At 53.3% G+C, this 23008-nt stretch carries 20 protein-coding genes; 8 read left to right on the top strand and 12 right to left on the bottom strand.

The features are described 5' to 3' along the window. The first annotated feature begins 4 nt into the window (after positions 1-4). The 7 genes from GOW93_RS11895 (at position 5) to GOW93_RS11865 (ending at position 8731) form a co-directional block, all read left to right on the top strand. Entirely contained in the window at positions 5-1249 is a 1245-nt protein-coding gene (locus GOW93_RS11895) for a hypothetical protein (protein ID WP_170384362.1), read from the top strand. Beyond that, positions 1246-2265, top strand: a complete 1020-nt coding sequence (locus GOW93_RS11890) for a CgeB family protein (protein ID WP_170384360.1) — start codon at positions 1246-1248, stop codon at positions 2263-2265. Before GOW93_RS11895 ends, GOW93_RS11890 begins: the two co-directional genes overlap by 4 nt. Further along, a complete protein-coding gene (locus GOW93_RS11885; protein ID WP_170384358.1) occupies positions 2262-3365 on the top strand; it encodes a glycosyltransferase family 4 protein in 1104 nt (367 codons plus the stop codon). The genes GOW93_RS11890 and GOW93_RS11885 overlap by 4 nt, the downstream gene beginning before the upstream one ends. Next, the gene (locus GOW93_RS11880) at positions 3362-4525 is read left to right on the top strand and encodes a glycosyltransferase (protein ID WP_368039665.1); all 1164 of its coding nucleotides are present in this window, start codon (positions 3362-3364) and stop codon (positions 4523-4525) included. The genes GOW93_RS11885 and GOW93_RS11880 overlap by 4 nt, the downstream gene beginning before the upstream one ends. Positions 4526-4815: 290 nt before the next feature. Then, positions 4816-5109: a hypothetical protein gene (locus GOW93_RS20705; RefSeq protein ID WP_217354791.1), complete on the top strand. Its 294-nt coding sequence runs from the start codon at positions 4816-4818 to the stop codon at positions 5107-5109. 337 nt (positions 5110-5446) lie between these two features. After that, on the top strand, positions 5447-7267 hold the full coding sequence (locus GOW93_RS11870) for an SGNH/GDSL hydrolase family protein (protein ID WP_170384352.1): 1821 nt from the start codon (positions 5447-5449) through the stop codon (positions 7265-7267). 177 nt (positions 7268-7444) lie between these two features. Beyond that, positions 7445-8731, top strand: coding sequence for a lipopolysaccharide biosynthesis protein (locus GOW93_RS11865; protein WP_170384351.1), 1287 nt, complete (start codon positions 7445-7447; stop codon positions 8729-8731). Between the two features lie 153 nt (positions 8732-8884). Here the strand turns inward: GOW93_RS11865 and GOW93_RS11860 are convergent, their stop codons facing one another. From GOW93_RS11860 to GOW93_RS11805, 12 genes are all read right to left on the bottom strand, one after another. Beyond that, positions 8885-9739, bottom strand: coding sequence for a MurR/RpiR family transcriptional regulator (locus GOW93_RS11860; RefSeq protein WP_170384349.1), 855 nt, complete (start codon positions 9737-9739; stop codon positions 8885-8887). Beyond that, the gene (locus tag GOW93_RS11855) at positions 9736-11184 is read right to left on the bottom strand and encodes an amidase (protein WP_170384347.1); all 1449 of its coding nucleotides are present in this window, start codon (positions 11182-11184) and stop codon (positions 9736-9738) included. The genes GOW93_RS11860 and GOW93_RS11855 overlap by 4 nt, the downstream gene beginning before the upstream one ends. Beyond that, positions 11181-12818 (bottom strand): dipeptide ABC transporter ATP-binding protein, encoded by a 1638-nt coding sequence (locus GOW93_RS11850; protein WP_170384346.1) that lies wholly within the window; start codon positions 12816-12818, stop codon positions 11181-11183. The genes GOW93_RS11855 and GOW93_RS11850 overlap by 4 nt, the downstream gene beginning before the upstream one ends. A 1-nt stretch (position 12819) precedes the next feature. Continuing rightward, the gene (locus GOW93_RS11845; RefSeq protein WP_170384344.1) at positions 12820-13656 is read right to left on the bottom strand and encodes an ABC transporter permease; all 837 of its coding nucleotides are present in this window, start codon (positions 13654-13656) and stop codon (positions 12820-12822) included. Between the two features lie 3 nt (positions 13657-13659). Beyond that, a complete protein-coding gene (locus tag GOW93_RS11840) occupies positions 13660-14595 on the bottom strand; it encodes an ABC transporter permease (RefSeq protein ID WP_170384342.1) in 936 nt (311 codons plus the stop codon). A gap of 97 nt (positions 14596-14692) precedes the next feature. After that, positions 14693-16213: an ABC transporter substrate-binding protein gene (locus tag GOW93_RS11835; protein WP_170384340.1), complete on the bottom strand. Its 1521-nt coding sequence runs from the start codon at positions 16211-16213 to the stop codon at positions 14693-14695. 455 nt (positions 16214-16668) lie between these two features. Further along, on the bottom strand, positions 16669-17346 hold the full coding sequence (locus GOW93_RS11830) for an aspartate/glutamate racemase family protein (protein WP_170384338.1): 678 nt from the start codon (positions 17344-17346) through the stop codon (positions 16669-16671). Positions 17347-17353: 7 nt separating this feature from the next. Then, positions 17354-18076 carry an ABC transporter ATP-binding protein gene (locus GOW93_RS11825; RefSeq protein WP_170384336.1) on the bottom strand — a complete coding sequence of 241 codons (723 nt, stop codon included), beginning with the start codon at positions 18074-18076 and terminating at the stop codon, positions 17354-17356. 3 nt (positions 18077-18079) lie between these two features. Continuing rightward, the gene (locus GOW93_RS11820; RefSeq protein WP_170384334.1) at positions 18080-18862 is read right to left on the bottom strand and encodes an ABC transporter ATP-binding protein; all 783 of its coding nucleotides are present in this window, start codon (positions 18860-18862) and stop codon (positions 18080-18082) included. Next, the gene (locus GOW93_RS11815; RefSeq protein WP_170384701.1) at positions 18859-19830 is read right to left on the bottom strand and encodes a branched-chain amino acid ABC transporter permease; all 972 of its coding nucleotides are present in this window, start codon (positions 19828-19830) and stop codon (positions 18859-18861) included. Before GOW93_RS11815 ends, GOW93_RS11820 begins: the two co-directional genes overlap by 4 nt. Before the next feature lie 19 nt (positions 19831-19849). Further along, entirely contained in the window at positions 19850-20719 is an 870-nt protein-coding gene (locus tag GOW93_RS11810) for a branched-chain amino acid ABC transporter permease (protein WP_170384332.1), read from the bottom strand. Between the two features lie 95 nt (positions 20720-20814). Next, positions 20815-22002 carry an ABC transporter substrate-binding protein gene (locus GOW93_RS11805; RefSeq protein ID WP_170384330.1) on the bottom strand — a complete coding sequence of 396 codons (1188 nt, stop codon included), beginning with the start codon at positions 22000-22002 and terminating at the stop codon, positions 20815-20817. A gap of 228 nt (positions 22003-22230) precedes the next feature. On the opposite strand from GOW93_RS11805, the gene GOW93_RS11800 reads away from it, so the two are divergent. Further along, complete coding sequence (locus GOW93_RS11800; protein ID WP_170384329.1) at positions 22231-22944, top strand: GntR family transcriptional regulator; 714 nt, start codon at positions 22231-22233, stop codon at positions 22942-22944. The last annotated feature ends 64 nt before the right edge of the window (positions 22945-23008 follow it).

Here is a 23008-nt window from a genome sequence, read left to right as displayed (position 1 = left end):
TTTCATGCTGTTTGTGAACGCGTCCGCGCGCGGAGTGTCGATTGACTACAACATTCTTGATCCGGATCGGGCAGCTTCAATCGTGTTGGTTTCCCAGTTCGGAATCTCGGTGGTCGGATTAATCGACGCGCTTGTGCCAGACCGCCCGCGACAGGCATCCTTTGCTGCGGTCGAGCGGACAAACAGCTTGATGTTCGCCTTTCTGGCAAGTTCCATCTGTGTGCTTGTATTGCGATTTACCGGAGGCATATCTCCGATCGTTGCCAAAAGTTTCTTCTACCTTCTTCCGATCTTGATCGCGACAAACTTCCTGCGTCGGGGCGCGCGGGCAATGGACCCCTATTTCCTGGGCTTGTTCGGGGGGTACAGTGCATTGGCCGTGATCGACAATAGCCGGACAGACCTCTTGTCTTTTGTGCTGATGGGTTTGGTACTACTAATGATCTTCGGAAAACGTTTTGTGACCTGGCAGCGAGTGGTGTTGGGCTATTTTCTCGTGCGGTTTCTGGCAGTGTTCTCTGCTGTTTCAATTGCGGTACGTCCACTTCGGGACACACCGGATCTGATGGTCAAAGAAGCACTCAGCAGGTTGTTTTCGTTCGAAACCCTATATGCCCTGTTCAATCCGCTTCACACGCACAGCGCGTCTTATGTTTATGCGCAGCGCCAAACAGGATACAGCTTGTTTAGGTCTTATTTTTATGGCGGCGGTGACACCTCAATCTTTGACCGTCTCACATTATTACCGCAAATGGATATTGTGACCGGTCGCTTGCTGCTGACAACCCATATTGATTTTGCCAAACTCTGGCAGACCACAATCCCAAGCGCCCTGCCCAATTTCGGTCAGCAGAAAATTACGATGCTCGGAGATGAGCTGGTCTGGGAACTGGCGCTGCGTTCCCGAGAAACCGTCGGGCGGCCAATGATCACGTCCCAAGCCGAGGCATGGGCGCTTGGCGGCTATTGGGGTGTGCTGGTTATATCCATCTTTGTCTTTGCATGTTGGGCGCTCAACTATCGTCTTATGCTGCGATATTTCGGCTTGCGGACCGTGGTTCAGGCCTTCAACGCCTTGCTGATTGTCTACGGCATTCTGACCACAACCATTCTGGGTCAAACCCTTGCAATGTTGCGATCACCGCTGCAGGTTTTGCTGCTTTGTGTGCTGATCAGCCTCGTGCTCCAAGTCCTTAAAACACGCCATTCCATGAATATGCCGAAACCTGTTGCAAGGCATTTGGAATGAAAATTCTCTACATCGGAGCAAAATCCGGAACGTCCCTGCAACGTGCCGAAGCTACCAGGCGCCTGGGGCATGACGTTCTACATATCTCACCCGAAGAATTCCTTCCAAATCGCTGGCCCCTTTGGCTCAACCGTCAGGGCGGGTTTGGCATTGATCATCTCGTATCACGCGTTTTGAAACGCGAAATCGGAAACAGGGAATTTGATCTTGCACATGTCAACAGTGGCGAAGTGATTGGGCGTAAAAGCGTGGCAGTACTGGGCAGAACCGCGCCAGTATTAAGTCACTACACTTCGGACAACCCATACGCCTTGCCAACAACAGAAAGAAAACGATGGAATTTGTTTCTTCAGGTGCTTGATCAATATGATCTGACCGCATCAACCCATCGCGACGGTTCAGATCAGAACATGCGTAATAAGGGCGCACGCAATCCCTTCTCAGTGGCACCATGCGCTGATGAAGTTGTTCACCGCCCTTTTGATACAATTCTCGAACAGCACTGGCTCTCAGAAGTTGCCTTTGTCGGAACATGGATGCCGGGCCGAGAATTCTTCCTGGAAACTCTGATTGATGCAGGGATAGAACTTTCGATCTACGGTCCGCGCTGGACCAAGGCCGTGAACCACGCCAAGCTGAAACCGTATTTACGAGGCAACTATCTTGAAGGGCGCGACTACACTGCCGCCATCGCTGGTGCGAAGATAGCGCTGGTTTTATTGAACGAGAAAAATTTTGACACTTACACAAAACGCAGCATCGAAATTCCTGCGATTGGCACAGCAATGTGCGCAGCTCGGACGCGCACTCATGAAGCATTGTATACAGAAGACCAAGAAGCCGTTTTCTTTGACACCGCAGAGGACTGCGTTGATCGCTGCAAAGCCTTGCTTGCGGACCCGCGGAGCCTGGCAGCCCTCGCGCAGGCCGGACAGGCGCGCGCGCAGGCAAATGGATTTTTTAACGAAAATTTAATGGCTGAAATCATAGACCGGGCCATGGATGCGCGCATATGAGCAAACCGGAGAAAATTGTATTCATCGGCCTTGAAACATATGGCCTGATGGGTGGGCTGCAGCAATTCAACCGTCGCTTCATCAAGGCACTGGCCAGCCGTGCTGCCAAGAGCAATGGTATAAGACCGCAGATCGTTTTACGGCGCGACCAGACATCAGACATGCCAACTGATGTGGATGCCGATTTCCGCCCTTGTGGCACATCCGTCCTACGGATGTTTCACGAGGCAATGGGCGCAGCACGAGGGGCAGACATTCTGGTTGCTGGCCATGTCAACCTGCTACCGGTCCTGACCGCATGTTCGGTTATAGCGCCTCGAGCCCCCAGGATACTGGTTGTGCATGGTGATGAAGTTTGGGGCGACCCAGTCTATCGCGAGCGCAAGCCGTTTGACGCGCCAATGATGCGGCGCCTCGACCGCGTCGTATCAGTGTCCCAATTCACAGCCAACCGGATGGCAAAAGCGTTCGGACTATCGCCCGAAATGTTCAGCATCTTTCGCAATGCAGTGGATGAGATTCCGTCGCCCGATCAAACCCAGCCAAAACAGCCGAATATCCTATGCGTGACGCGGTTGGCCGAGCATGATCATGGCAAGAATGTCGACAAGCTGCTGCGGGCATTCGCAGTGTTAAAAACACAGAATTTGGAAGCAACACTGACAATCGTTGGTGATGGCGTCTTAAGACACGGATTGGAAAAACTATCGCTGGAACTTGGCATTTCAGAACACGTGCGATTTACCGGCCGTGTGTCAGATAAGTCGCTTGCAGCGGCATATGCCAGCGCAAGCGTGTTCTGTCTGCCTTCGGAAAAAGAAGGTTTCGGCATCGTTTACCTTGAAGCCTGGCTGCGGGGACTACCGGTCATCTGCGGAGATCGAGATGCCGCCCAGGAAATCGTTTCGGACGGTGTTGATGGGTATATTGTCGACCCGTCGAATATCGAAGAATTCGCCAGCCAGCTTGGAAAACTTTTGGCACAAACAGAAACAGCCCGTGAGATAGGTGCAAGAGGCCGGAGCAAAGTTGAGGCGCAATATCTTATGCCTCACTTCGAAAACCAACTTAAGAGCATTCTAGATAGCGTAAAAGCATGAGAGTTTTACGTATAATTCCAACAGTCGATCCGGCATACGGTGGGCCCCTTCACAGCATGAACGCCATTTCCGAGGAAATGGCCCGCAGCGGATGGGAGAATGAGGTCGTAACGCTGGACCCTCCGAATTCACAGTGGTTGGCACAGAACCCGGTTCCCGCAACAGGCGTCGGCCCCGGCCGCGGTTCGGTCGGGTACACCTCAAGACTGGGTCAGTGGATATCGGACAACGCGCATCGGTTCGACGCTGCCGTAGTTCATGGCGTCTGGCACTGGGCTTCGGTTGGCGGGGGGCGAGGCTGCCGCCGGTCGGGATTGCCGTACGTCCTTTACACGCATGGGATGCTTGACCCGTATTTTCGGCAAATCAAACCTTTCAAGCACTGGATCAAACAAGCATTCTGGGGCACACAAGGCCCCGTGCTGCAACATGCTCATCGCGTGCTTTTCACCGCGCAGCAAGAGGCAGAGGCTGCGCGTGGCGGGTTCATCGGGCCGAAATATCGCGAAGCGGTCGTGGCCTATGGTGCAAGCACCCCTCCTAAATCTGATCCTTCGGCACGAATTGCTTCATTTCAGGCAAAACTGAAACTAACGGCAGATCAGCGCTACTTTCTGTTTCTAAGCAGAATACACCCAAAGAAAGGCGTGGACGTGTTGATCGAGGCATTCCGTCGCTCGGCTGCAGCGGACTTCGGTTTGCACTTGGTCATCGCCGGACCGGACCCTGACGACATGATCCCCGAACTACGCAGATTGGCACAGACAGCTGGCCTTACAGGACGCGTACACTTCGTAGGACCCTTGGCCGGAGAAGAAAAATGGGCCGCCTTCGAAGGGGCCGAAGCATTCACCCTGATCACACATCAAGAGAATTTCGGCGTGGTTCTGGCAGAAGCTCTGGCCGCTGGCACACCGGTCATTGCAACCAGACGCACGAATATTCACATTGAGCTTTCGAAAACCGGGGCAGCCATAATCTGCGACGATACGAGTGCAAGCGCGGGTCAGGCTATTGCGACATTTCTCGCACTGACTGAAGATAAATTGGCCGAGATGCGCCGCGCCGCCCGTGCAGGGTATGAGAAGCGCTTTACCATCCGCGCAGCAGCCCAGGATTTGATGGCGGTATTGCAGGAGGCCAAAGACACTTTGCGATGACCGAACCGCTGAACGCCCAACACTCATCACCCGTAACAGGTGGGGCCAGTTTCAAAACCTCTCACCGCGTGCTGAGGTTGTTCTGGGGGATTTGGTGGCTATTGCTATGCCGCTGGACGCCGCCGCCATTGCATTTCTGGAGGGTTTGGTCTTTGCGGCTATTTGGGGCCAAGATCCATTCAAGCGCTCGTGTTTATGGGTCCGCCAATGTTTGGTACCCGCCAAACCTGACGATGGAAAGATACGCAGTCTTGGGGCCACGGTCGAACTGCTACTGCTTGGACAAGATCGTGATCGAAGAATTTGCGACCATCTCTCAGGATGCGGAACTTTGCGGCGGAAGCCATGACATCGATGATGTGCACGATCAGCTTTGCACACAACCAATCCATATTGGCAGACAGGCTTGGGTCGCGGCGGGTGCTTTTGTAGGGCCCGGTGTTGAAATAGGCGAAGGTGCCGTTATCGGCGCCCGCGGAGTCACAATGAAGTCCCTGGACCCGTGGAAAGTATATGCGGGCAACCCGGCGCGTTATATTCGTGCTCGGAGCAGATTTGATCGGTCTGTTTTGGCAGACAAGTAAACCAATCGCAGCGTGATCGGCATTGTGCACATATCACCGAACTGATGGCTAAACGAAAATAAACAACTCCACGGAATGTTTGTGGCCGACGAAATCAAAGCCTTCAGGACGGGAAGGATACGTCTTGGGGCAGCACGGTACGGTTGTTTCAGGGAACCCCTAAACGTCTAGGCTTGCTTCGAAAAGGCTCGGGGGTGACCTGTAACTTCCCCTTAGTTTTCAACAATTTGGAGTTCCATGGAGATGCCCCAACCCATTCCTTTTGTCCGGGCCGAAATGTCCGAAATTGTAACGCTAGAGCCAAGCCCGCACGGGCGTGATGGGTCGGTGATCTGATATGATTGGTTCTGACATTTCCATCACATCGCTGGCAATTCGCAAAGAAAAATTGAGCCTCAATGCGTTTAAACCGCTGGTCCTTTTCGACCTGACAGATACCTCGGCGCTTTCGCAGGATTTGGCTGGATTTGTCCCCGTAACAACCTCTGGACAGAACGTGGGCTTGGTGAAGGATAAATCCGCAAACGGCAATCATTTGTCAGCAGTCAGCGAAACTAGCCGCGGACGCTTTCTGACCGGCTACCCCAATGCGATTTCTGTTGGGACATCATCTGCGCCATCCGCTCCATTCGATGGGATCACACAAAGCCATCTGATACAGGACGGGTTTGAGGACGCCGATTTACGGGGCGGCTGGCACCATGACTCAGATTACTTCGGTCTTTTGGGCCGGCAGTTTCCTTCGGCAACACAGAGCAGCGGAAACATCCCGGCCTCGGGCGGGCATGGGGTTTCCTGGCAAGCCTCATTCGTAGTTGATCGAGACTTTGCAATCCGCATCGACGGAAGTGACAGCCTGCTTGGCCGCTACCGCGTCACAATCAACGGCGTCAGACATCACCCTCTCAACCAATCGAATATAGGTCCGGGGCGGCGCTGGTGGTCTTTCAAACTGCCTCTGAAAGCCAATCGAGTGGTCGTTGAAGGCTATGGCGATGTGCGTTGGTTCGGCTTCAAAACGTTGCCAGGAGCCGTTGTGACTGCAAGCCCTGCCCGTTGGAAAACCATTGTTTTCGGAGACAGTTTTACAACCGCGTCTGGTGTCGCCGCACAATGGGACGGGTGGGTCAACCAGCTTCGCCCGCTGGAAGAGTTTTCCACAGTGGCAAGCGGAAGCGGTGGCACTGGCTATGTCGACGATCAATCCGGCGAACAGGCACCGCTCGTGGGCAGGATAATGGATGACTATAACCGCATTTCTGGAATTTCTGGCGCACCCGACGAAGTCGTCATTGCGTTGGGGTTAAACGATGTCGGTCAAAGCGGGGTGCAAGCTGCGGTGAATGCGACATTCGACGCTCTGCGTACCGTATACACTGGGCCGGTGTGGGTCGTCGGGCCATGGGATCATTATGCACCCAACCCGCCCCCGGCAACATGGCTGAGCACCCGCGACGATATCAGATCTGCCGCGCAGTCGCGCCCTGGCTTTGCATTTGTCGACATGGAAGGCGTCGCATATACGAAGACGGATTCTATTCATCCTGACGATGCCGGACACAGGGCTCTTGCCGAGTACCTTGCGCCTCGTCTTGCAGACACACACGCTGTACCTGTCGCGGCGCCCGTTTCCCGTACCAAAGGGCGTGTCGCAAACAAGGGAAACACGCTTTTGCAAATTGCAACCCGATTTGGCCTGGCCGAAAATCCAGGTCTTACTGTCGTTGCGGCCATCAATACTGGCGTCGCCAGCGCCGAAGTTGAGCGGGTTTGGCATATCGGTGACGGAACAGCCGGAACCCTGTCCGGAACCACCGGGACAGGTGGGATAGCCTGGGCCCACAACGACGGCGATGGCCGCTTTGCCATCCTAGGCGACGACAAAAACGCAGTGGTCGCCTGGCGCAGACCCGCGAACGGCACCTATGATGATGGCGAAGTGTTTGTGAATGGGGTCAAACAGGCACGCATATCAGTGGACAATCCATCTATAACCCCGTCGAACACAACCGAGATGTTTTGCTTGTTTGGCAGTTCTACGGGAACAGACCCCTTTCCCGGCGAAATTTCAGCCTTTGCCGTTTTCGATGAGTTATCGAACGCCGAGCTGAAATCAGTCATGTCCATTTTTGCGGCGAAGTTCAAAAGCCTGACGTAACCTCTGACGTCAGATGGAATATCCCTTGAAGATCGCCAAAAGGTTGAGCCATCTCTATATCCGGCAAAGAAAAGCCCGGCCCTCTTGGCCGGGTACACTATTTTTGGACTGGTTCTCTTACCTGCAAAATGTAATTCCACAGGTATTCGGAATAAAACAAAAAAATTATACGCACTCATGCAAAAAATCCTAAGGGAATTCATTACCAACAGTGGCGCACAAACCTACGCCCGCGGGGTCACAATAGGCACACAGTTGCTGCTTATACCAATAATGATTTCAACTTGGGGTTTAGAGGTTTACGGCGGCTGGCTGGCGATTGACTCACTGCGCACCATCTTCTCGCTCGCTGATTTGGGGCTAGCGCAGATCGCTGCAAATGAAATGACGCTACAAACCGCCGCAAAGAATACTGAACGCGCCCAAATCATCAATGCCTCTACTTGGGCGATGCTGATCGCCGTGGGGTTCGCATTGCTCGCCATCGGCGCATTTGCCAGCTTTCTGCCGATTGCCGATATTCTCAATATTTCTCGGTTTTCTGATCAAGTGCCCTTGGCTTTTTTCCTTCTTTCGATGGTGGCTGCCGGTTCAATCCTGTTCGGAGCTGTTGGCGCCGGACTAAGAGCAAACGGACTTTACTGGCTGATGGTCGTCACCAATGCGAGTTACCAACTTGGGGTGGCGCTTTCGCTTGGCATTTGGGGCCTGAACGGAGGCGGTTATCTGGCCGTGGCAACTACGATTGTCGCCATTCAGCTTGCCTTGTTTTCTACTGCCGCAATCATTCTCTGGGTCCGGCATCCCTGGACCCGCCCAAATTTCAGCTTGGTTTCGGTGACCCAAATCCGCAGCATGTTGGCGCCATCCTTCTCGTACATGCTCTACACTTTTACTAATCTTGTTACGATACAAGGGGTCAACATACTGGTGTCGAGTCAGCTCGGACCCGACAAGGTAACGGTAATTTCAGCAATCAGGACTCTGACGCGGATTGGCCGGATGTTCGCGGCAATCTTCATCTATGCCCTCGAACCGATCTTCGCGCGCCTTAGCGGCGAACGAGATTTGGATACAGGAGCAAGAATTTATCGGTTGATGGTGTGGTCGGGAGTTGTAGGATCAGTCCTTTACTGGGTCTGCATGGTCACACTTGGCCCAGATTTTCTGGCTTGGTGGACACATGAAGCCGTAACCGGCTGGAACACTCTTCATTATCTGATGACAACCGCAATTGCCGTCGAAATTGTGTGGTTTACGCTGCAAACACCATATGTATCCACAAACCGTCATTCCCTCCTTGCGGCTTGGGTCGCTGTCTCGGGGATAGCGAGTACGGTCGCCACTGGTCTTTTGTTGGGTACGTTTGGATTACTAGCTGCAGGAACAACATTGGTCGCAATGCACATCTGCATCCTGGCGGCAACAGTATGGGTAATGCGCCGCCACCCACCGTTCTTTTGAACTGGCCAAAAAAAGGTTTTCGGCCTTGCAAAACTGTGAACGGTCAAAGTCTGCAATCCCGTCTTCCACCGTAATACAGATACAAGGCAAACATAGAACCAATCGTTCTTATCAATTCTGGCACGAAGCTTCTGGTTTGAAGCACTGTCAGGTTCAATCGGAGAACGTCCCAAAGTCGGCACTCAATTCAGCGGACAATGAAACCCTACTTTCTGGCAATGTGCCAAGTTCATTGGCCACATAATGCTGCAGCAAATTTGTGATTGCTGAAATCGCCACCCGAGAATCCCAATACGTACTGGCATCGCTAGAAGCGCGCAGAATGTAACGAGTGTGTTCCAATCCCCAAGACTCATACTTGTCAGAGATAAACACGACCGGAAACCCAGCTAACGACGCGCGCTTGATCAGTTTTCGTCCGAGGGTCGAGTATCGGGCTGTGTCAACGACGACCAGGCAGCTCTGCCGCGGGTCCTGCTCGAACAGGTCAAAGAATACCCCGCTACAATCATCCAGATACCGTGTGCCAGGCCGGATGTATTTTAGCGCTGTCGAAAAATCGAGTGCGACACCAGCTGCCGCTTGAAACCCGACGATCAACACGTTTGTTCTATGAGACAGAAGCGTGACGATCTCGGGCCAGATATCCAGTTCACACAGCGCATATACATCGCAAAGGCTATTCAGCTCTTTTTCCAAACTGGTCCGCAACCCACTTTCATCTTTAAAATACGCGACCCTACGTTTGCTGATATCGTCCAGTTCGTCTTTGGCAGTGGTTGCGCTGGCTCTTAGATCAGCCTTCAACTCATTGATGTTTTTAAACCCAAGAGAGCGAATGAAACGCGAAACCGTCATGTCGCTGACATCGCATCTGGCTGCTATGCTGCCCAAATTTTCAAAGGGCAGACTGCGCAGGTTCTCCAAAAAGTATGCGGCAACTATTTTTTCCGACTTGGTAAAGCCGGAATAACCGTTCTTTATCTTCTGCGTCAGTTCATCTGTCATACAGGTTGTTTACTAGAAAGATTACAGCAATGTACACTTGGTCTTTGCCTTAGCCACAACGCGCTTTCTTCGAAAATTCGGGACAGTTTCAACAGCAATGCCTCTTGCCCAAATGCAGCCGCGAACTGAACTCCGATAGGTGTCCCATCTGGGCTTAACCCAAGCGGCAGCGATATTGCAGGATGCCCGCTAATGTTAAACGGAGCCGTGAATGTTTCCTTGGGTTCAAGCTGTTGATACACATCTTCCAAAGACGCATTGGGCAAATCGAAATCAACGGTCCCAATCGGCTCTGGTGGGTGAAGCGCGGTGGGCGTCAATATCAGATCGTATTTGGAAAACGCTGAGGCGATCTTACGCGCAGTTGCACCGAGAGTTATTAGCGCAATCGCATAACTTTCCCCATCAATGGCTGCACCGGCTTGATACAGCGCCCAACTTGTGGATTGCAAATTTTCCAGCGAAGGTATCCTACCCATGCCGCGTGCCACATCATTGATATGAGTACGCACATTGACCGCCCAAAGAACCTTTTGCGCCTCGTAAAAAGCAGAGTAGTCAAAGAATGGCTCTATGGGCTCAACGCAGTGACCCAATTCTTCGCAATAACGGCCGACCTGTCGCACAACTTTTTCAACTGAACTGGACAAAGGTGTAGGAGACCAACTTTCACAGGCTATCCCAATAGTCAGAGATTTCGGCGATGGCTCATTTATTGCACATGCAAATGAATTTTCTGGCGCGGCTACCTCAATAAAGTCACCTGGGTTAGACCCGCTAAGGACGTCCAACAAAGACGCGCAGTCTCGTACGGATTTGGTCATGACAAAGTTGTAAGCGACACCACCTAGTCCCGAAACCAAACCTGGCGCATTCGACACGCGCCCTCGCGATGGCTTTAGGCCGACAACTCCACAAAAAGCCGACGGGTTACGGATCGACCCACCCCCATCCGATGCGTGCGCGATCGGCACCATGCCCGATGCCACTGCTGCAGCGGCACCACCTGATGAACCTGCGACGGACCTGGAAACATCCCAAGGGTTGCGTGTGACACCAACCAACCTACTTTCGGTAATTGCGTTAATGCCCCATTCCGAAGTTGTTGTTCGGCCCAGATTCACGAAACCTGCATCAGCCATGCGCTGCCAGAATTTACTGTCTGCCTTGGCGATATATCCTTGAGCAAGTCGACTGCCGATTTCAGCCCGAACACCTTTGATCATGGGGAAGTCTTTAATCAGCATCGGAACGCCATAAAAAGGCGCACTGCTGTTGCTGCCCGAACGCGTCAAACCGGTTTCGATAACGCAATTAAGCTCGGGGTTTAGGCGCTCGATAGCCTCAAGGGCAGCCTCAATGGACTCATCTGTGCTGATGTGTTTCTTGCGGATCAATTCCGCCAGTCCCGTCGCGTCCTGCGATCCGTAGTCTTGGAAGTTCATGCTGTCTCGCTCTGGCTGAGTCCTTGGGGTAAATGAGGGATCGCCGCCACTAGGCGGCGGGTATAATCATGTGATGAAGTCTCGAAAATCTGCTGCGGTGTACCAGTCTCGATCAGTTTCCCGATCTGCATGACTACGACGCGATTGCAGAAGGTACGCACCACATCCAGATCATGGGTCACGAATACTATCGTAAGCCCCATCTGTTCCTTCAGCCGCGTTAGCAATCGCAAGATCTGCGCCTGAATGGTTACATCCAGCGCCGAGGTGATTTCGTCGGCAATAATTACTTCGGGTTCCATCGCCAGAGCACGTGCGATGCAAACGCGCTGTGCTTGGCCACCGGAAATATCTCTAGGGCGGCGTGTCAACAGGTCGGGCGATAGCTCAACCATCTCCATCAGTTCGCGCACCCGTGACGCGATCCGATCCTTTGGAACAATCTTGTGTAACTTCAACGGCTCCATGATGCATTGTTCGATACTAAATCGCGGGTCCAGAGACTCTTGCGGGTGCTGAAAGATCATTTGCACCTTTCGCAGGAAATTCACTCTTTCCGCGCCTTTGAAATTGCGAACATCGCGACCGTCGTAAAGAATTTCCCCGGACGACAAAGTGTTCAGATTAATCATGGCCCGCACAATCGTGCTTTTGCCGGATCCGCTTTCACCGACGACACCAACGATATCCCCGCGCATAACATCAAAACTGACGTCCTCTACCGCTTTGACCACCGCATTCCGCCCCTGACCGCCAAAGTAGATTGAGGCACGGTTAACCGCGAGAACAGGGTTCCCAGATTCGGTAGGCTCACCTTTCCAGGCGGAATTGTGCAGTCTAATTGCCTCAGGACGCGATGCGATCAGGGTTCGGGTGTAATCCTCTTTCGGTGAAAGGATCACCTCTTCCGTCCGGCCTTGCTCGATCAGTTCACCATCCTTCATCACGGCAATCCGGTCGCATAGTTGCGAAATCACACCAAGATCATGAGAGATGATGATGATGGTCAGTCCTCGTTCCTGGCGGAGCTTGATTAGCAAATCCAGAATCTCGGCTTGCACTGTTACATCCAGCGCCGTTGTCGGTTCATCCGCGATGATGATCTTGCTGTCACAAGCCAGCGCCGCCCCAATCATGGCGCGTTGCTTCATCCCACCCGAAAGTTGATGAGGATAGGCATTTACCTGTCCTTCAGGGTTGGAAAACCGAACGTCTTTCAGGGTTGAAACCGCGAGTTCATTCAGTTCTTCCCTGTTGCGTTTATAGTGAAACCGTGCGGTCTCGGATATCTGATCGCCAATCGTCATCAATGGGTTCAAATGTGACGAAGGGTTCTGGAAGATCATCGAGATGCCGTTTCCGCGGATGTCACGCAGCCGGTCCAGATCCATCTCAAGCATCTTTTGCGCATGCACCGTGATTTCACCGGTCACTTCGGCCCTGTCGGGCAGCAGGCGTGTGATAGCACGGCAAACCGTGGATTTGCCCGAACCGCTTTCGCCGACGATCCCGAAAAACTCGTTTTCGCGGATGTCAAAGCTTACATTCTTGACCGCGGTGACGGGGCCATCCTCTGTCGGGAAGGTGATCGAGACGTCGCGGACTCGGATGGCGATTTTGTGTTCATCTGACATGTTATCTCTCTACCCGCATCAGTTTCGCAGTACCGTCTCCCAGCAAAGCTGCACCAACACCTAGGGTAAGCAGCGCCAAACCAGGGAAGAAGGAGATCCACCAAGCAGTGGACAGATAGGTCTGACCGTCGGCGATCATTACGCCCCATTCCGCCGTAGGTGGCTGTGCGCCCATACCCAGAAATCCCAGAGAAGAGCCATAAAGGATGATCAGCACAAAATCCGTCACCGCGAATACCAGTGCTGGAACGATACAGTTTGGCAGCACATGTCGGATCAGCGTGTAGGTTGATCCGAACCCAAGCGAGGTTGTGGCCGCAATAAAATCAGTCTGCTTGATCAATTTTACTTGCCCTCGCACCAACCGCGCGTAAGGCACCCACGCCACAAGAGCCAGAGCCACAAAATAACTGCTTAATCCCGGACCAAGAACTGCGACGATCGCCAGGACCAGTACGAGAAAGGGAAAAGCGATGGTAATATCCAGCGCACGCATGATGATTGTATCTGTCCAGCCAACGAAGTACCCCGAGAGCAGGCCCAAGAACACGCCGATCACCAGCGGTACAATTAAGCCGACCACGCCCATGAACAGGTCGACCCGCGCGCCGTAAAGTACCCGCGAAAAGATATCTCGCCCCAGCTGATCAGTGCCCATCAGATGATCCGGGCTAGGGGCGGTCAGAAGAGCGTCGAACGCGATCGCGTCTGGGTCATAAGGGGCCAACACTGGAGCTAGAATGGCGACTGCAATCCAGGCAAAAGTGATCACAAACCCGACGATGAAAAGACCTGGCAACTGGCGGACAGCGCGCATTGGAATAGCTAATGCATTCATGACTTAGCTCCTCAGCCTTGGATCGATCAGCATTGAGACAAGATCTACGATCAGCATGACCAGCATTGTGAAGACAGCGAAAAAGAAGGTGAGCCCCAGCACGACGTAGTAGTCGCGCCCGAGGATGGATGAGATCAGCAACTGACCTATTCCGGGGATGGCAAATACCTTCTCAACAACGATGGTGCCGCCGAACAGAAAGGCAACGATGACACCGAACAATTGCAGATTGGGGATCAGCGCATTCATGAAAACGTGACGCTTGAAGATATAGCTCTCGGGCACTCCTTTCGAGCGCGCGGCAGTGACGAAATCCGCCTCCATCATCTCCAGCAGCGAAGCCCGAAGATTGCGCGCCAGAACGGGGACGATGCCAATGGCCAGAGTTATTGATGGCAGGACTAGATGATAGACGTTGTCCCAAAGGCCCTCGCCAAATCCCGCGACCGGGAACCAGCCCAATTGAACCGAAAATATGCGCGCCAACACGATTCCAATCCAGAATACTGGTATTGCAATGCCTGCTACGGAAAACGCGCGAATTGCGTGGTCCAAAGGTCGATCCTGATGGCTGGCGGCAAGAGCTGCGAGAATAATGGCACAGGGAATAGTGATGAGAATTGTCATGATCATCAGTAAAGCCGTCGGCCACAAATGCTGCAGGATCAGTTCGGTGACAGGAATACGAAACCGCAGTGACTGCCCGAGATCCCCCATCGCGATGTTTTTGAGGTAGTAGAAAAGTTGGACAACGATCGGTTGATCCAGACCGTATCGAGTTTTGACAGCGGCTATAGTTTCTGGAGAAGCGCGATCGCCTGCGAGCAACGCGACCGGATCACCGGGTATCAAGTGAACCAAAAGGAAGGTCACCAAAGCCACACCCAGAAGTGCCGGGATCAGTTGTTTCAGTCGATCGACAATAAGCTGGATAATCATAAGAATTGCTTCCACAGCAGACAGAGTGGTCGGGCCGCACGGCTGAACGCGGGCGTGGGTTTTGGGGCCGGGCGCTTAATTCCCGGCCCGCAGGCAGTTACTTGCGTTTTGCCTCTTCGAGCGTCCACTGGAACGCCGGGGTCATAAACAAACCTTCAACATCAGAGGCATAAGCGTTCGTAAAGGGCGGATAATACAGCGGAATATGCACAACTTCGTTGGTCGAGATCTGCTGGATTTCCGCATAAAGCTCTGCCCGCTTTGCCACATCTGTCTCGGAAAGCGCCTCTTCCGTCAGCGTGTCGACTGTTTCGTTGCGATAACCCGTGTGAAAAGCGTTCGAGCCACACGTTCCGCAAACTGCCCAACGAACCGCCAAATCTGGATCAAGTGTTTCGTTGTAATACCAAGCGGGTGCGGCGTGCCAATCATCGCGCTCCGTCTTGCGGCGCGTACGAAATGCGGCTGAGTCAAGCTGCTCGATTTTGGCATTGAGGCCAACCTGGCTCCAAAGAGCCTGGGTAAGCAATGCAATTTGCTGGGATACCTGACTGCCCGAGACCTGGATAATTGTCACTTCGGCACCGACTGCACCAGCATCTTCCAACAGGGCCTTGGCCTGTGCAGGATCATACGGCAACGCGGCGTCATCCTGTGAATGAAAATTCAAAGCACCAGGAAGCGACGAGTTGGCAACCTCTGTTACAAGACCCTGCGTCACGGCTTTTGCAATGGCGACCCGGTCCAAAGCCATCACGGCTGCCTGTCGGACGCGAACATCGTCAAACGGCGGGTTATCGTGGTTCATCAGAATGATTTGGGTTTTGGTCGACGCCTCAAGAGGCACCTCAAAACCTGCATCCCGCAGCTCGGCAATGTTGGCATAAGGCACACCCTCAACGGCATTTACTTCGCCAGCTTTCAGCAGAGAAACCCGTGTATTGGCATCTTCAACGATGCGATATTCAATCGAGTCCAAGTTTGGAGCGCCGTCTCGATAGTATTTGGGATTTTTTACCAGTTGGATGCTGCTATTGCGATCCCAGCTGTCCACCATGAACGCCCCAGACGAGAGCGGTTTTGCAAATGCTTCTTCTTCGCCACGAGCCTCGACATCGGTTTTTGAAACGATTGACGCATTGAATACTTCCAAATTTCCCAGGAACGGCGCATTGGGGGACTTCAGAGCGATTGAAACGGTTTTTGCATCCTTCGCTTCCAACGATTCAATCGCTGACAACGGGGCCGGATAGGCGGATTCGGGATGGTTCAGCGTGCGATCAAGACTAAAGACAACGTCCTCTGCCGTAATGGGCGACCCATCCGCAAACACTGCGTCGCGCAGAGTGAAAACATAGGTTTTGCCATCCTCAGAAATGGTCCAGGATTCCGCCAAGCCCGGGGAAAGCGCGCCGGTTGAGTCTCGGTGCAGCAAACGCGCATATAACTGACCATGTAAGAGAATATCAGGCGCATTTGCCGAACGCATCGGATCGAGTTGCTGCGGGTTTTCGGCAACCGCAATTGAAATGGAAACACCGTCCGCACTAGCGATATTTGGGGCGCTTGAGATCGCCACTGTGGCTGCGAACAACATTTTTCGAAACGCGTAATTCATGTCACCTCCCATATTTGTTGATTATTTAACAGTTCACTATTTTTTGTTGGTTCGTCAACATTTTTATTCCCGCAAGCCAATTGTTCCGGAAGTTTGCATCGCAAACATTGGCTCTTGAATGACGGAGGTAAGAGTCCAGGACGCTGGTTTTATTATTATTTTTCGGCATGCCCGAATTGAAAATGCCGCCGTTCCAACGGAAGCGTATTCCGTGCCGCATTCTTCTATCTACGGTACTTATTGTTCACTCGAGACCTCGAAAACCGTGACCGAGCGTGGCGTGCAGAAGATTGCCCCGAGACCGGCGGCAATAGAAAAGGGTATTTGCTATAGGAGGCGAAAATCCGAGGCCGATAAAGGAAGGTGATATACCGAAATCGCATATATTACGGCCGCCGCTGCGACTGCGATCGGTGTCATGGGGTCATCAGCCATTGACCATCTAAGTAGTTTGATCACGCATAGGAACAAAGCTTGGACGTCGTTAGCCTGGCTTTGACCAAAGCTTCTGCAAAGGTTACCGCACAGGCGACGCCATCAACGACTGGCAAACCGAATTCTTCCGACAGATGCGACATCAGGTCTGTCATCCCTGCACACCCCAGAACAATGGCCTCAGCCCTGTCTTCATCTATCGCCGCCCGAATTTCCGACCGGATTTTATCGACGGTCTTGGGATCGTTTTCCTCAAGCTTCAGAACCGGTACATCGGATGCCCGCACCCGAACACAACGGCGATCCAGACCATAGCGCAACAGGTTCGCCTCCAACCCGGCAAGAGAGCGCGACAATGTCGTGATGACGCTGAACTTTGGACTGATCATGGAAGCCGCATGGTATGCCGCCTCTCCTACACCAATGACCGGCGCCGTCGTGATGCAACGTACAGCATCGACGCCCGTGTCATCGAAACAGGCCACCACAATGGCATCCACGTCCGGAAATTGCGAAACAACGTCCAGCAAGCCTGGCACGCAGGTTGAAACGTCCAGATATCCTTGAATACTCGCAGGGCCGTCTTGTGAATTGACCGCAACAATCTCGGTATCTGGATGTGCAACCGCACGGGCCGCCGCCGCGATCTTTCGCGTCATGGAACTGGTGGTATTGGGGTTGACGACAAGCAATTTCACAACGTCCTCACACTTCCCCGCCCAGATAGGCGGCTTTGATACGGGGGTCGGTCAAAAGCTCTTTTGAATTGCCCGAGATCACCACATTTCCCGTGGTCAGCGCATAAGCACGATGCGAGATCGACAGCGCCATGCGCGAGTTCTGTTCGACTAACAGTACCGAAACACCCTCGTCGCGATTGATCGCCACAATCGAGCGGGCTATGTCCTGAACCAACTTGGGCGCAATGCCCAGCGAAGGCTCATCCAACAACAGCAAACGTGGTTTGGCCATCAGGGCTCGACCGATCACCATCATCTGTTGTTCACCGCCGGACAGCGTGCCAGCGGATTGCGAATAGCGCTCCTTCAAACGTGGGAACCGTTCCAGAACCGAATCCAGAGTGCGCTGTACATCCGCTTTGTCTGAACGGGTAAAGGCCCCCATCAGCAAGTTGTCTTTGACCGACATATAAGGAAAGACGCGCCGTCCCTCGGGCACCATGGCGATACCTTTCGAGACAATCTCGGCCGGATTTGCCCCGGCGATTTGTTCTCCTTCAAACGCGACAGAGCCGGATTTGATTTTGGCCAGCCCGGTGATGGCCCGCAGGATCGAGCTTTTGCCCGCACCATTGGCACCGATCAGAGCGACAGTTTCGCCCTGCTCAAGATCAATCGAGACACCCTTCAGGGCGTAGACGTGGTCGTAATAGAGTTCGACATCCTTAAAATCCAACATCTTTGTCATGGCTCAGATCCCGATCTCGTCATCAGCGCTGCCCAGATAGGCTTCGATGACCTTTTCGTTGTTTTGGATTTCCTCGGGCGAGCCCTCGGCAATCATCTCGCCGAAATTCAGCACGACAATCCGGTCAGAGATATTCATAACCGCCGGCATGTCATGTTCCACCAGCAACACGGTGACACCCCGATCATCGCGAACCTTGCGCACCAGATTGACCATTTTCATGGTTTCGTCGTGGTTCATGCCTGCAAAGGGCTCATCCAACAGCAGGACTTTGGGATCGGTGGCCAGACCTATCGCGATCCCAAGCGCCCTGAGGTTGCCCTGCGGCAGGTTCGAGGCCTGTTCATTGGCGATCTCGCTCATACCAAGGAAATCGATCAAGTCGTCAGCATATTGCCCAAAGCTGTCGACGTCCTCATGCGCAGTTTTCGTGCCCCAGAAATACCCCGCCAACGAGGCGCGCGCGCGCAGGTGCTGAGCGACAATAATGCTTTCACGCACGGTCATGGATTTGAAGATCGTCGTTTCCTGAAACGTACGGACAACACCCTTGCGGGCCACCACATGCGGTTTCAGGTTCGAAATCCTTTCACCCTTGAACAGTACCTCGCCCGCCGTGGTCGGCAGGAAAGATGAGATCATCTTGAACAGCGTGCTCTTGCCAGCCCCGTTTGGCCCGATCACCGACAGGATTTCGTTCTCATTCACATTGAACGAGATATCGCTGTTCGCGGTCAGGCCACCAAATTTCTTGGTAACATGGCGAACCTCCAGAAGATGGCTCATTTGTCACCTCCCTTCTTACCCGGCAGTCGCAGGCTAAGCAGCCCATTGGGCAGGAACAGCATCAGGATAATGAGCAGGCTGGAATAGGCGAGCAGCTGGAAGCGGCCAAGTTCGAACAGCAGGTCCCATCCGAAATACAGTACCAGCGTGCCCAGCATCGGGCCAAACACGTAGCCCAGACCGCCCAGGAAGCAGTTCAGCATAAAGTTGACACTGTCGGCGACCTGAAAACTTGACGGATAAACCGATTGCGCAATCGACCCGAACATCGCCCCGCCAATGCCGCCCAGAAAGGACGAGATGGCAAAGATGATGACGCGGATATACGAGATGTTCACACCAATTGAGCTGGCCAGTTCTTCGTTCTGCTGCATCGAGCGGCACAGGTGACCCAGTCGAGAATTCACCAGCCGGTACATGGCGGCAAAGGTCAGCACCATCAGCACGCAGGCCGAGTAGTAGAAGGCCAATCGCGGGTTCTCCAGCGTTGCGAAATCCGGAATGAGCGGAATACCCAGGATAGACACTCCGCCCGGTAGCGGGATCGAGGTGATCCCCTTGGCCCCGTTGGTGATAGGCAGGGCCAATGCGGTTAGGGTGACGACCTGTGTCAGCACCAGCGAAATCATCGCAAAATACACACCCCGCAGCCGCAGGATCGGCAGGCCAATCAACACGGCAACCCCTGCTGCAAAGAGTCCCGCCAACGGCAGGGACAGCCAGAACGAGATGCCCGCTTTGGTCACCAGAATGGCCGAAACATAAGCTCCGATCAGGGCAAAGGCGCCCTGACCGATATTGATGCGGCCAATATAAAAGGTCAGCCAGACACCGGCACTGGCAATGGACAGCAGTGCCACTGACGTTAGCGTATAATAAAGGTCAGACCGGCCGGTGGCAGCGATAAAACCAGGAACCGCGATAAAGGTGGCCAGCAGAAAGACCGCTACACCCGACCATTGGATCATAGAAAGTTTCGGCACTGCATTATCCCCACGGTTTGCCCATCAGGCCCTGCGGGCGGATGGCCAGGAAAATCATCAGTGAAACGAAGATCAGCAGATAGGTGATATCGCCGTATTGCGACAGGACAGCCAGACCGATGGCTTCCATAAAGCCCAGAATGATGCCGCCAGCAATCGCACCGGAAATCACACCTGCGCCGCCAATCATCACCATCATGAAGGCTTTGATCGAGGTCGGTCCGCCCATGCCAAGGTTGACCCCGGTGATGGTCACCAGCAATCCGCCGACCAGTCCGGCAAGCATCGCGCCCAGGGCAAATCCGATCATGGAATACCGGGCAACATTCACGCCCATCAACTGCGCTGCCGTCCTGTCCTGAGCCAAGGCTCGCAAGGCACGTCCCGTTTTGGAATACTGCATGAACAGGATGAAGGTGACGATGGACAGAATGGCCAGCACACAGATCAGGATCCGGTCATAGGGCATGATCAGCCTGAAGTCCCAATTGAAGACGCCATCGACAATCTTGGGAACACCGCGTTGTTTTTCGCCGAAAACCAGCAGGATGACCGCATCGAACAGAAACGCCAACCCGGCGGCCAACAGCATTGTGCTTTCCTCGCGGGATGATCGTCGAATTACCGGTGCAAATAAAAACCGTTCGATTAACGCACCAAGCACGGCCAGCGTGATGCAGGACGCCAACAGCGCAATTACGAAAGGCCAGCCAAGTTGTCCGTAGAAGGTATAGGTGACAAAGCCGCCAAGAACATACATCTGCCCATGAGCAAAATTCAGTACGTTCATCAGGGCAAAGATCAGCGTCAATCCCAGGGCGATCATCGCATATTGCGCCCCCAGATAGATGCCATTTGCTAATATCTGTTCCATGAGAGTCCCGCGTAAGGTTCGGGTGTCCCGGGCTGATCATCAGCCCGGGTGGGTTTGAGGCCTGTCAGGCTTCCGCCTAGTTTGGGAGGTTGGCCTCAGTCAACTTCAGCGACAAAGAGCGTTTCAAACGCTCCGTCCTGGTATACGTTCACCACAAGCGGAACCGCGATCTGGCGCTTTTGCCCGAACGACGTTGTTCCAACATACCTCATCTTGGCGTCGCCTTTCATGAAGGGGTTGGGTGCTTCGAACGTATCCATCGTGGTCTGGAATTCATTCACATCGTCGATGCCTGCCGGATTGGCGTTCAAGGTCGCAAGGATATACTCCAGCGCGTACACCTTGGTATTGGACTCGTCGTTATATTCACCAAACATATCAGTGTAGCGTTTGACGAATTCTTTCATGTCATCCGAGGCAATCTCGGGCGTCGAAGCACCGCCGACGGAGATAAACCCGTTGGCCAGATCGCCCGCACCTTCGCGCAGAACCGTCGCATCCTGTGCGGTTTCGGTTGAGATAATACCCTGGAATCCAAGCTCACGCGCGGACCGGATCAACTGAGGAGCATTGGCCGGTGAGACACCCGACAGAACCAGCAGATCAGGTTGCGTGCGCATAACTGGTGTCAGGACCGGCGTGAAATCGGTGGTGTCCACCTGATAGGTTACGTTGTCCGACACAACGTCAAGCCCCAGAGATTTGGCCGCTTCAACACCACCGTCCCGCTGACTCAGTGGGTCGGATTCGTTTGCAGCAACAAATGCTACGGTCTTAACGCCCTTTTCATCCCGCAGATGTTTATAAATGGCAGGCCCGGACTGATAATTTGCGACCATGCCCAGAACGGCATTGGAAGCCGGAGCGGTATAAAGCTCTTTCGGGAAGGCATAAGGGAAATACATGATACCCTGCGCTTCAGCGACAGGCCGAACCGCCGCGGCGCCATCATCCACGTTGGGTCCCACCACATAATGAATGCCTTCCTGCGCCATCTTTTCCATACCGGCGATTGCGCGCTTGGGGTCTTTCTGATCGTCGAATGACACGATTTCGATGTCATAGGTCGTATCACCAATTTTGTAGCCGCCGGCCTCGTTGATCCAATCGGCCCGCGCTTCCATCGAGCGTTGGTTGGAGATCCCCCAGGCCGCTGCCGGACCAGAGGTCACACCGACAAAGCCAATCTTAAGCACCGGATTTTCCGCCCAGGCGGTCGATCCCAACACGGACACGGCCAAAGCCAAAGCAGCCGATGATTTCATCAGATTTCTGCGTTTCATTATTTCCTCCCTATTGAGGTTTCGACGCCTCTTCCGGGCGTTTGAACAACTAAAAAGTCACAGGTCGAATCCCGGTGATGTCGTAAAGTTCTGCATTGTTAACAATCTTTGTCAACATTTTTTGACATATCTGTTATTGATATTGTTAACATTCAGCCGATATATTGTCAGAGTACGACCTTGCGGCTATTAAAAATCTTCAAGGCATTTCCACCGATGCGGAACGAGATGACGAACGCGACTGACCAGACACTCGATACTCTGCGCACTGATCCTGACGAACAGATGATCGTGGATCGGATTTACTCCGCCGTCATGGAACAGAAGCTCGCGCCCAGAACCAAGCTGAGCGAACAAACCTTATGCGAGACATTTGGTGTCGGCCGAATGCGCGTCCGCCGTGCTTTGTTGTTATTAAGCAGTCAAGGTATCGTCGAGCTGCGCTCCAATCGCGGCGCCTTTATCGCCTGCCCCAGCCCTGACGAAGCCCGCGAGGTATTTGAGGCCCGTCTAATGATCGAAACCGGCATCGTGCGTGAACTGACCCACGAGATCAGCAGCACGGGCGTCAATGCGCTGCGAACTCACATCAAAAAAGAAGATGAAGCACGGGCAAGGAATGACCGAACTGAAATCATCAGGCTCTCTGGTGAATTTCATGTCGAATTGGCCAAATGCCATAGCAATTCGGTACTCACACGCGTCGTTAGGGAACTGGTTATCCGATCATCTTTGATCGTAGCGCTATTCGGGACCAACAAGGATTCCTCCTGCCCCGATGACGAACACGCGTCGATCATTGATGCAATCGTGAGTGGTGATCCGCAAGCTGCCGAAGACAACATCCAACACCACCTTCTTCACATTAAAAACAGCCTCGATCTTGAGCAATCTCAAAAGGTTGAACCCGATCTGGCCAAGATTCTCACAGGGCGAAAGTAGTTGAGTGACTCTAGGGAATATCAACCCAGACCACCCAAAAAAGGCAAGCCATTCAGGTTGATAG

It is taken from the genome of Ruegeria atlantica, assembly GCF_013032455.1.
GTDB classification, from domain to species: Bacteria; Pseudomonadota; Alphaproteobacteria; order Rhodobacterales; family Rhodobacteraceae; genus Ruegeria; species Ruegeria atlantica_B.
The sequence above is the reverse complement of the archived record's forward strand: the minus strand, read 5'-3'. Positions and strand labels throughout refer to the sequence as shown.

Coding starts and splice junctions, on each gene's coding strand:
- GOW93_RS11855 (WP_170384347.1), bottom strand. CDS start 11,184: ATGAACTTCCAAGACTACGGATCGCAGGACGCGACGGGACTGGCGGAA.
- GOW93_RS11800 (WP_170384329.1), top strand. CDS start 22,231: ATGACGAACGCGACTGACCAGACACTCGATACTCTGCGCACTGATCCT.
- GOW93_RS11845 (WP_170384344.1), bottom strand. CDS start 13,656: ATGAATGCATTAGCTATTCCAATGCGCGCTGTCCGCCAGTTGCCAGGT.
- GOW93_RS11820 (WP_170384334.1), bottom strand. CDS start 18,862: ATGAGCCATCTTCTGGAGGTTCGCCATGTTACCAAGAAATTTGGTGGC.
- GOW93_RS11835 (WP_170384340.1), bottom strand. CDS start 16,213: ATGAATTACGCGTTTCGAAAAATGTTGTTCGCAGCCACAGTGGCGATC.
- GOW93_RS11810 (WP_170384332.1), bottom strand. CDS start 20,719: ATGGAACAGATATTAGCAAATGGCATCTATCTGGGGGCGCAATATGCG.
- GOW93_RS11895 (WP_170384362.1), top strand. CDS start 5: ATGCTGTTTGTGAACGCGTCCGCGCGCGGAGTGTCGATTGACTACAAC.
- GOW93_RS11805 (WP_170384330.1), bottom strand. CDS start 22,002: ATGAAACGCAGAAATCTGATGAAATCATCGGCTGCTTTGGCTTTGGCC.
- GOW93_RS11890 (WP_170384360.1), top strand. CDS start 1,246: ATGAAAATTCTCTACATCGGAGCAAAATCCGGAACGTCCCTGCAACGT.
- GOW93_RS11870 (WP_170384352.1), top strand. CDS start 5,447: ATGATTGGTTCTGACATTTCCATCACATCGCTGGCAATTCGCAAAGAA.
- GOW93_RS11815 (WP_170384701.1), bottom strand. CDS start 19,830: ATGATCCAATGGTCGGGTGTAGCGGTCTTTCTGCTGGCCACCTTTATC.
- GOW93_RS11825 (WP_170384336.1), bottom strand. CDS start 18,076: ATGACAAAGATGTTGGATTTTAAGGATGTCGAACTCTATTACGACCAC.
- GOW93_RS11880 (WP_368039665.1), top strand. CDS start 3,362: ATGAGAGTTTTACGTATAATTCCAACAGTCGATCCGGCATACGGTGGG.
- GOW93_RS11850 (WP_170384346.1), bottom strand. CDS start 12,818: ATGTCAGATGAACACAAAATCGCCATCCGAGTCCGCGACGTCTCGATC.
- GOW93_RS11865 (WP_170384351.1), top strand. CDS start 7,445: ATGCAAAAAATCCTAAGGGAATTCATTACCAACAGTGGCGCACAAACC.
- GOW93_RS11840 (WP_170384342.1), bottom strand. CDS start 14,595: ATGATTATCCAGCTTATTGTCGATCGACTGAAACAACTGATCCCGGCA.
- GOW93_RS11885 (WP_170384358.1), top strand. CDS start 2,262: ATGAGCAAACCGGAGAAAATTGTATTCATCGGCCTTGAAACATATGGC.
- GOW93_RS11860 (WP_170384349.1), bottom strand. CDS start 9,739: ATGACAGATGAACTGACGCAGAAGATAAAGAACGGTTATTCCGGCTTT.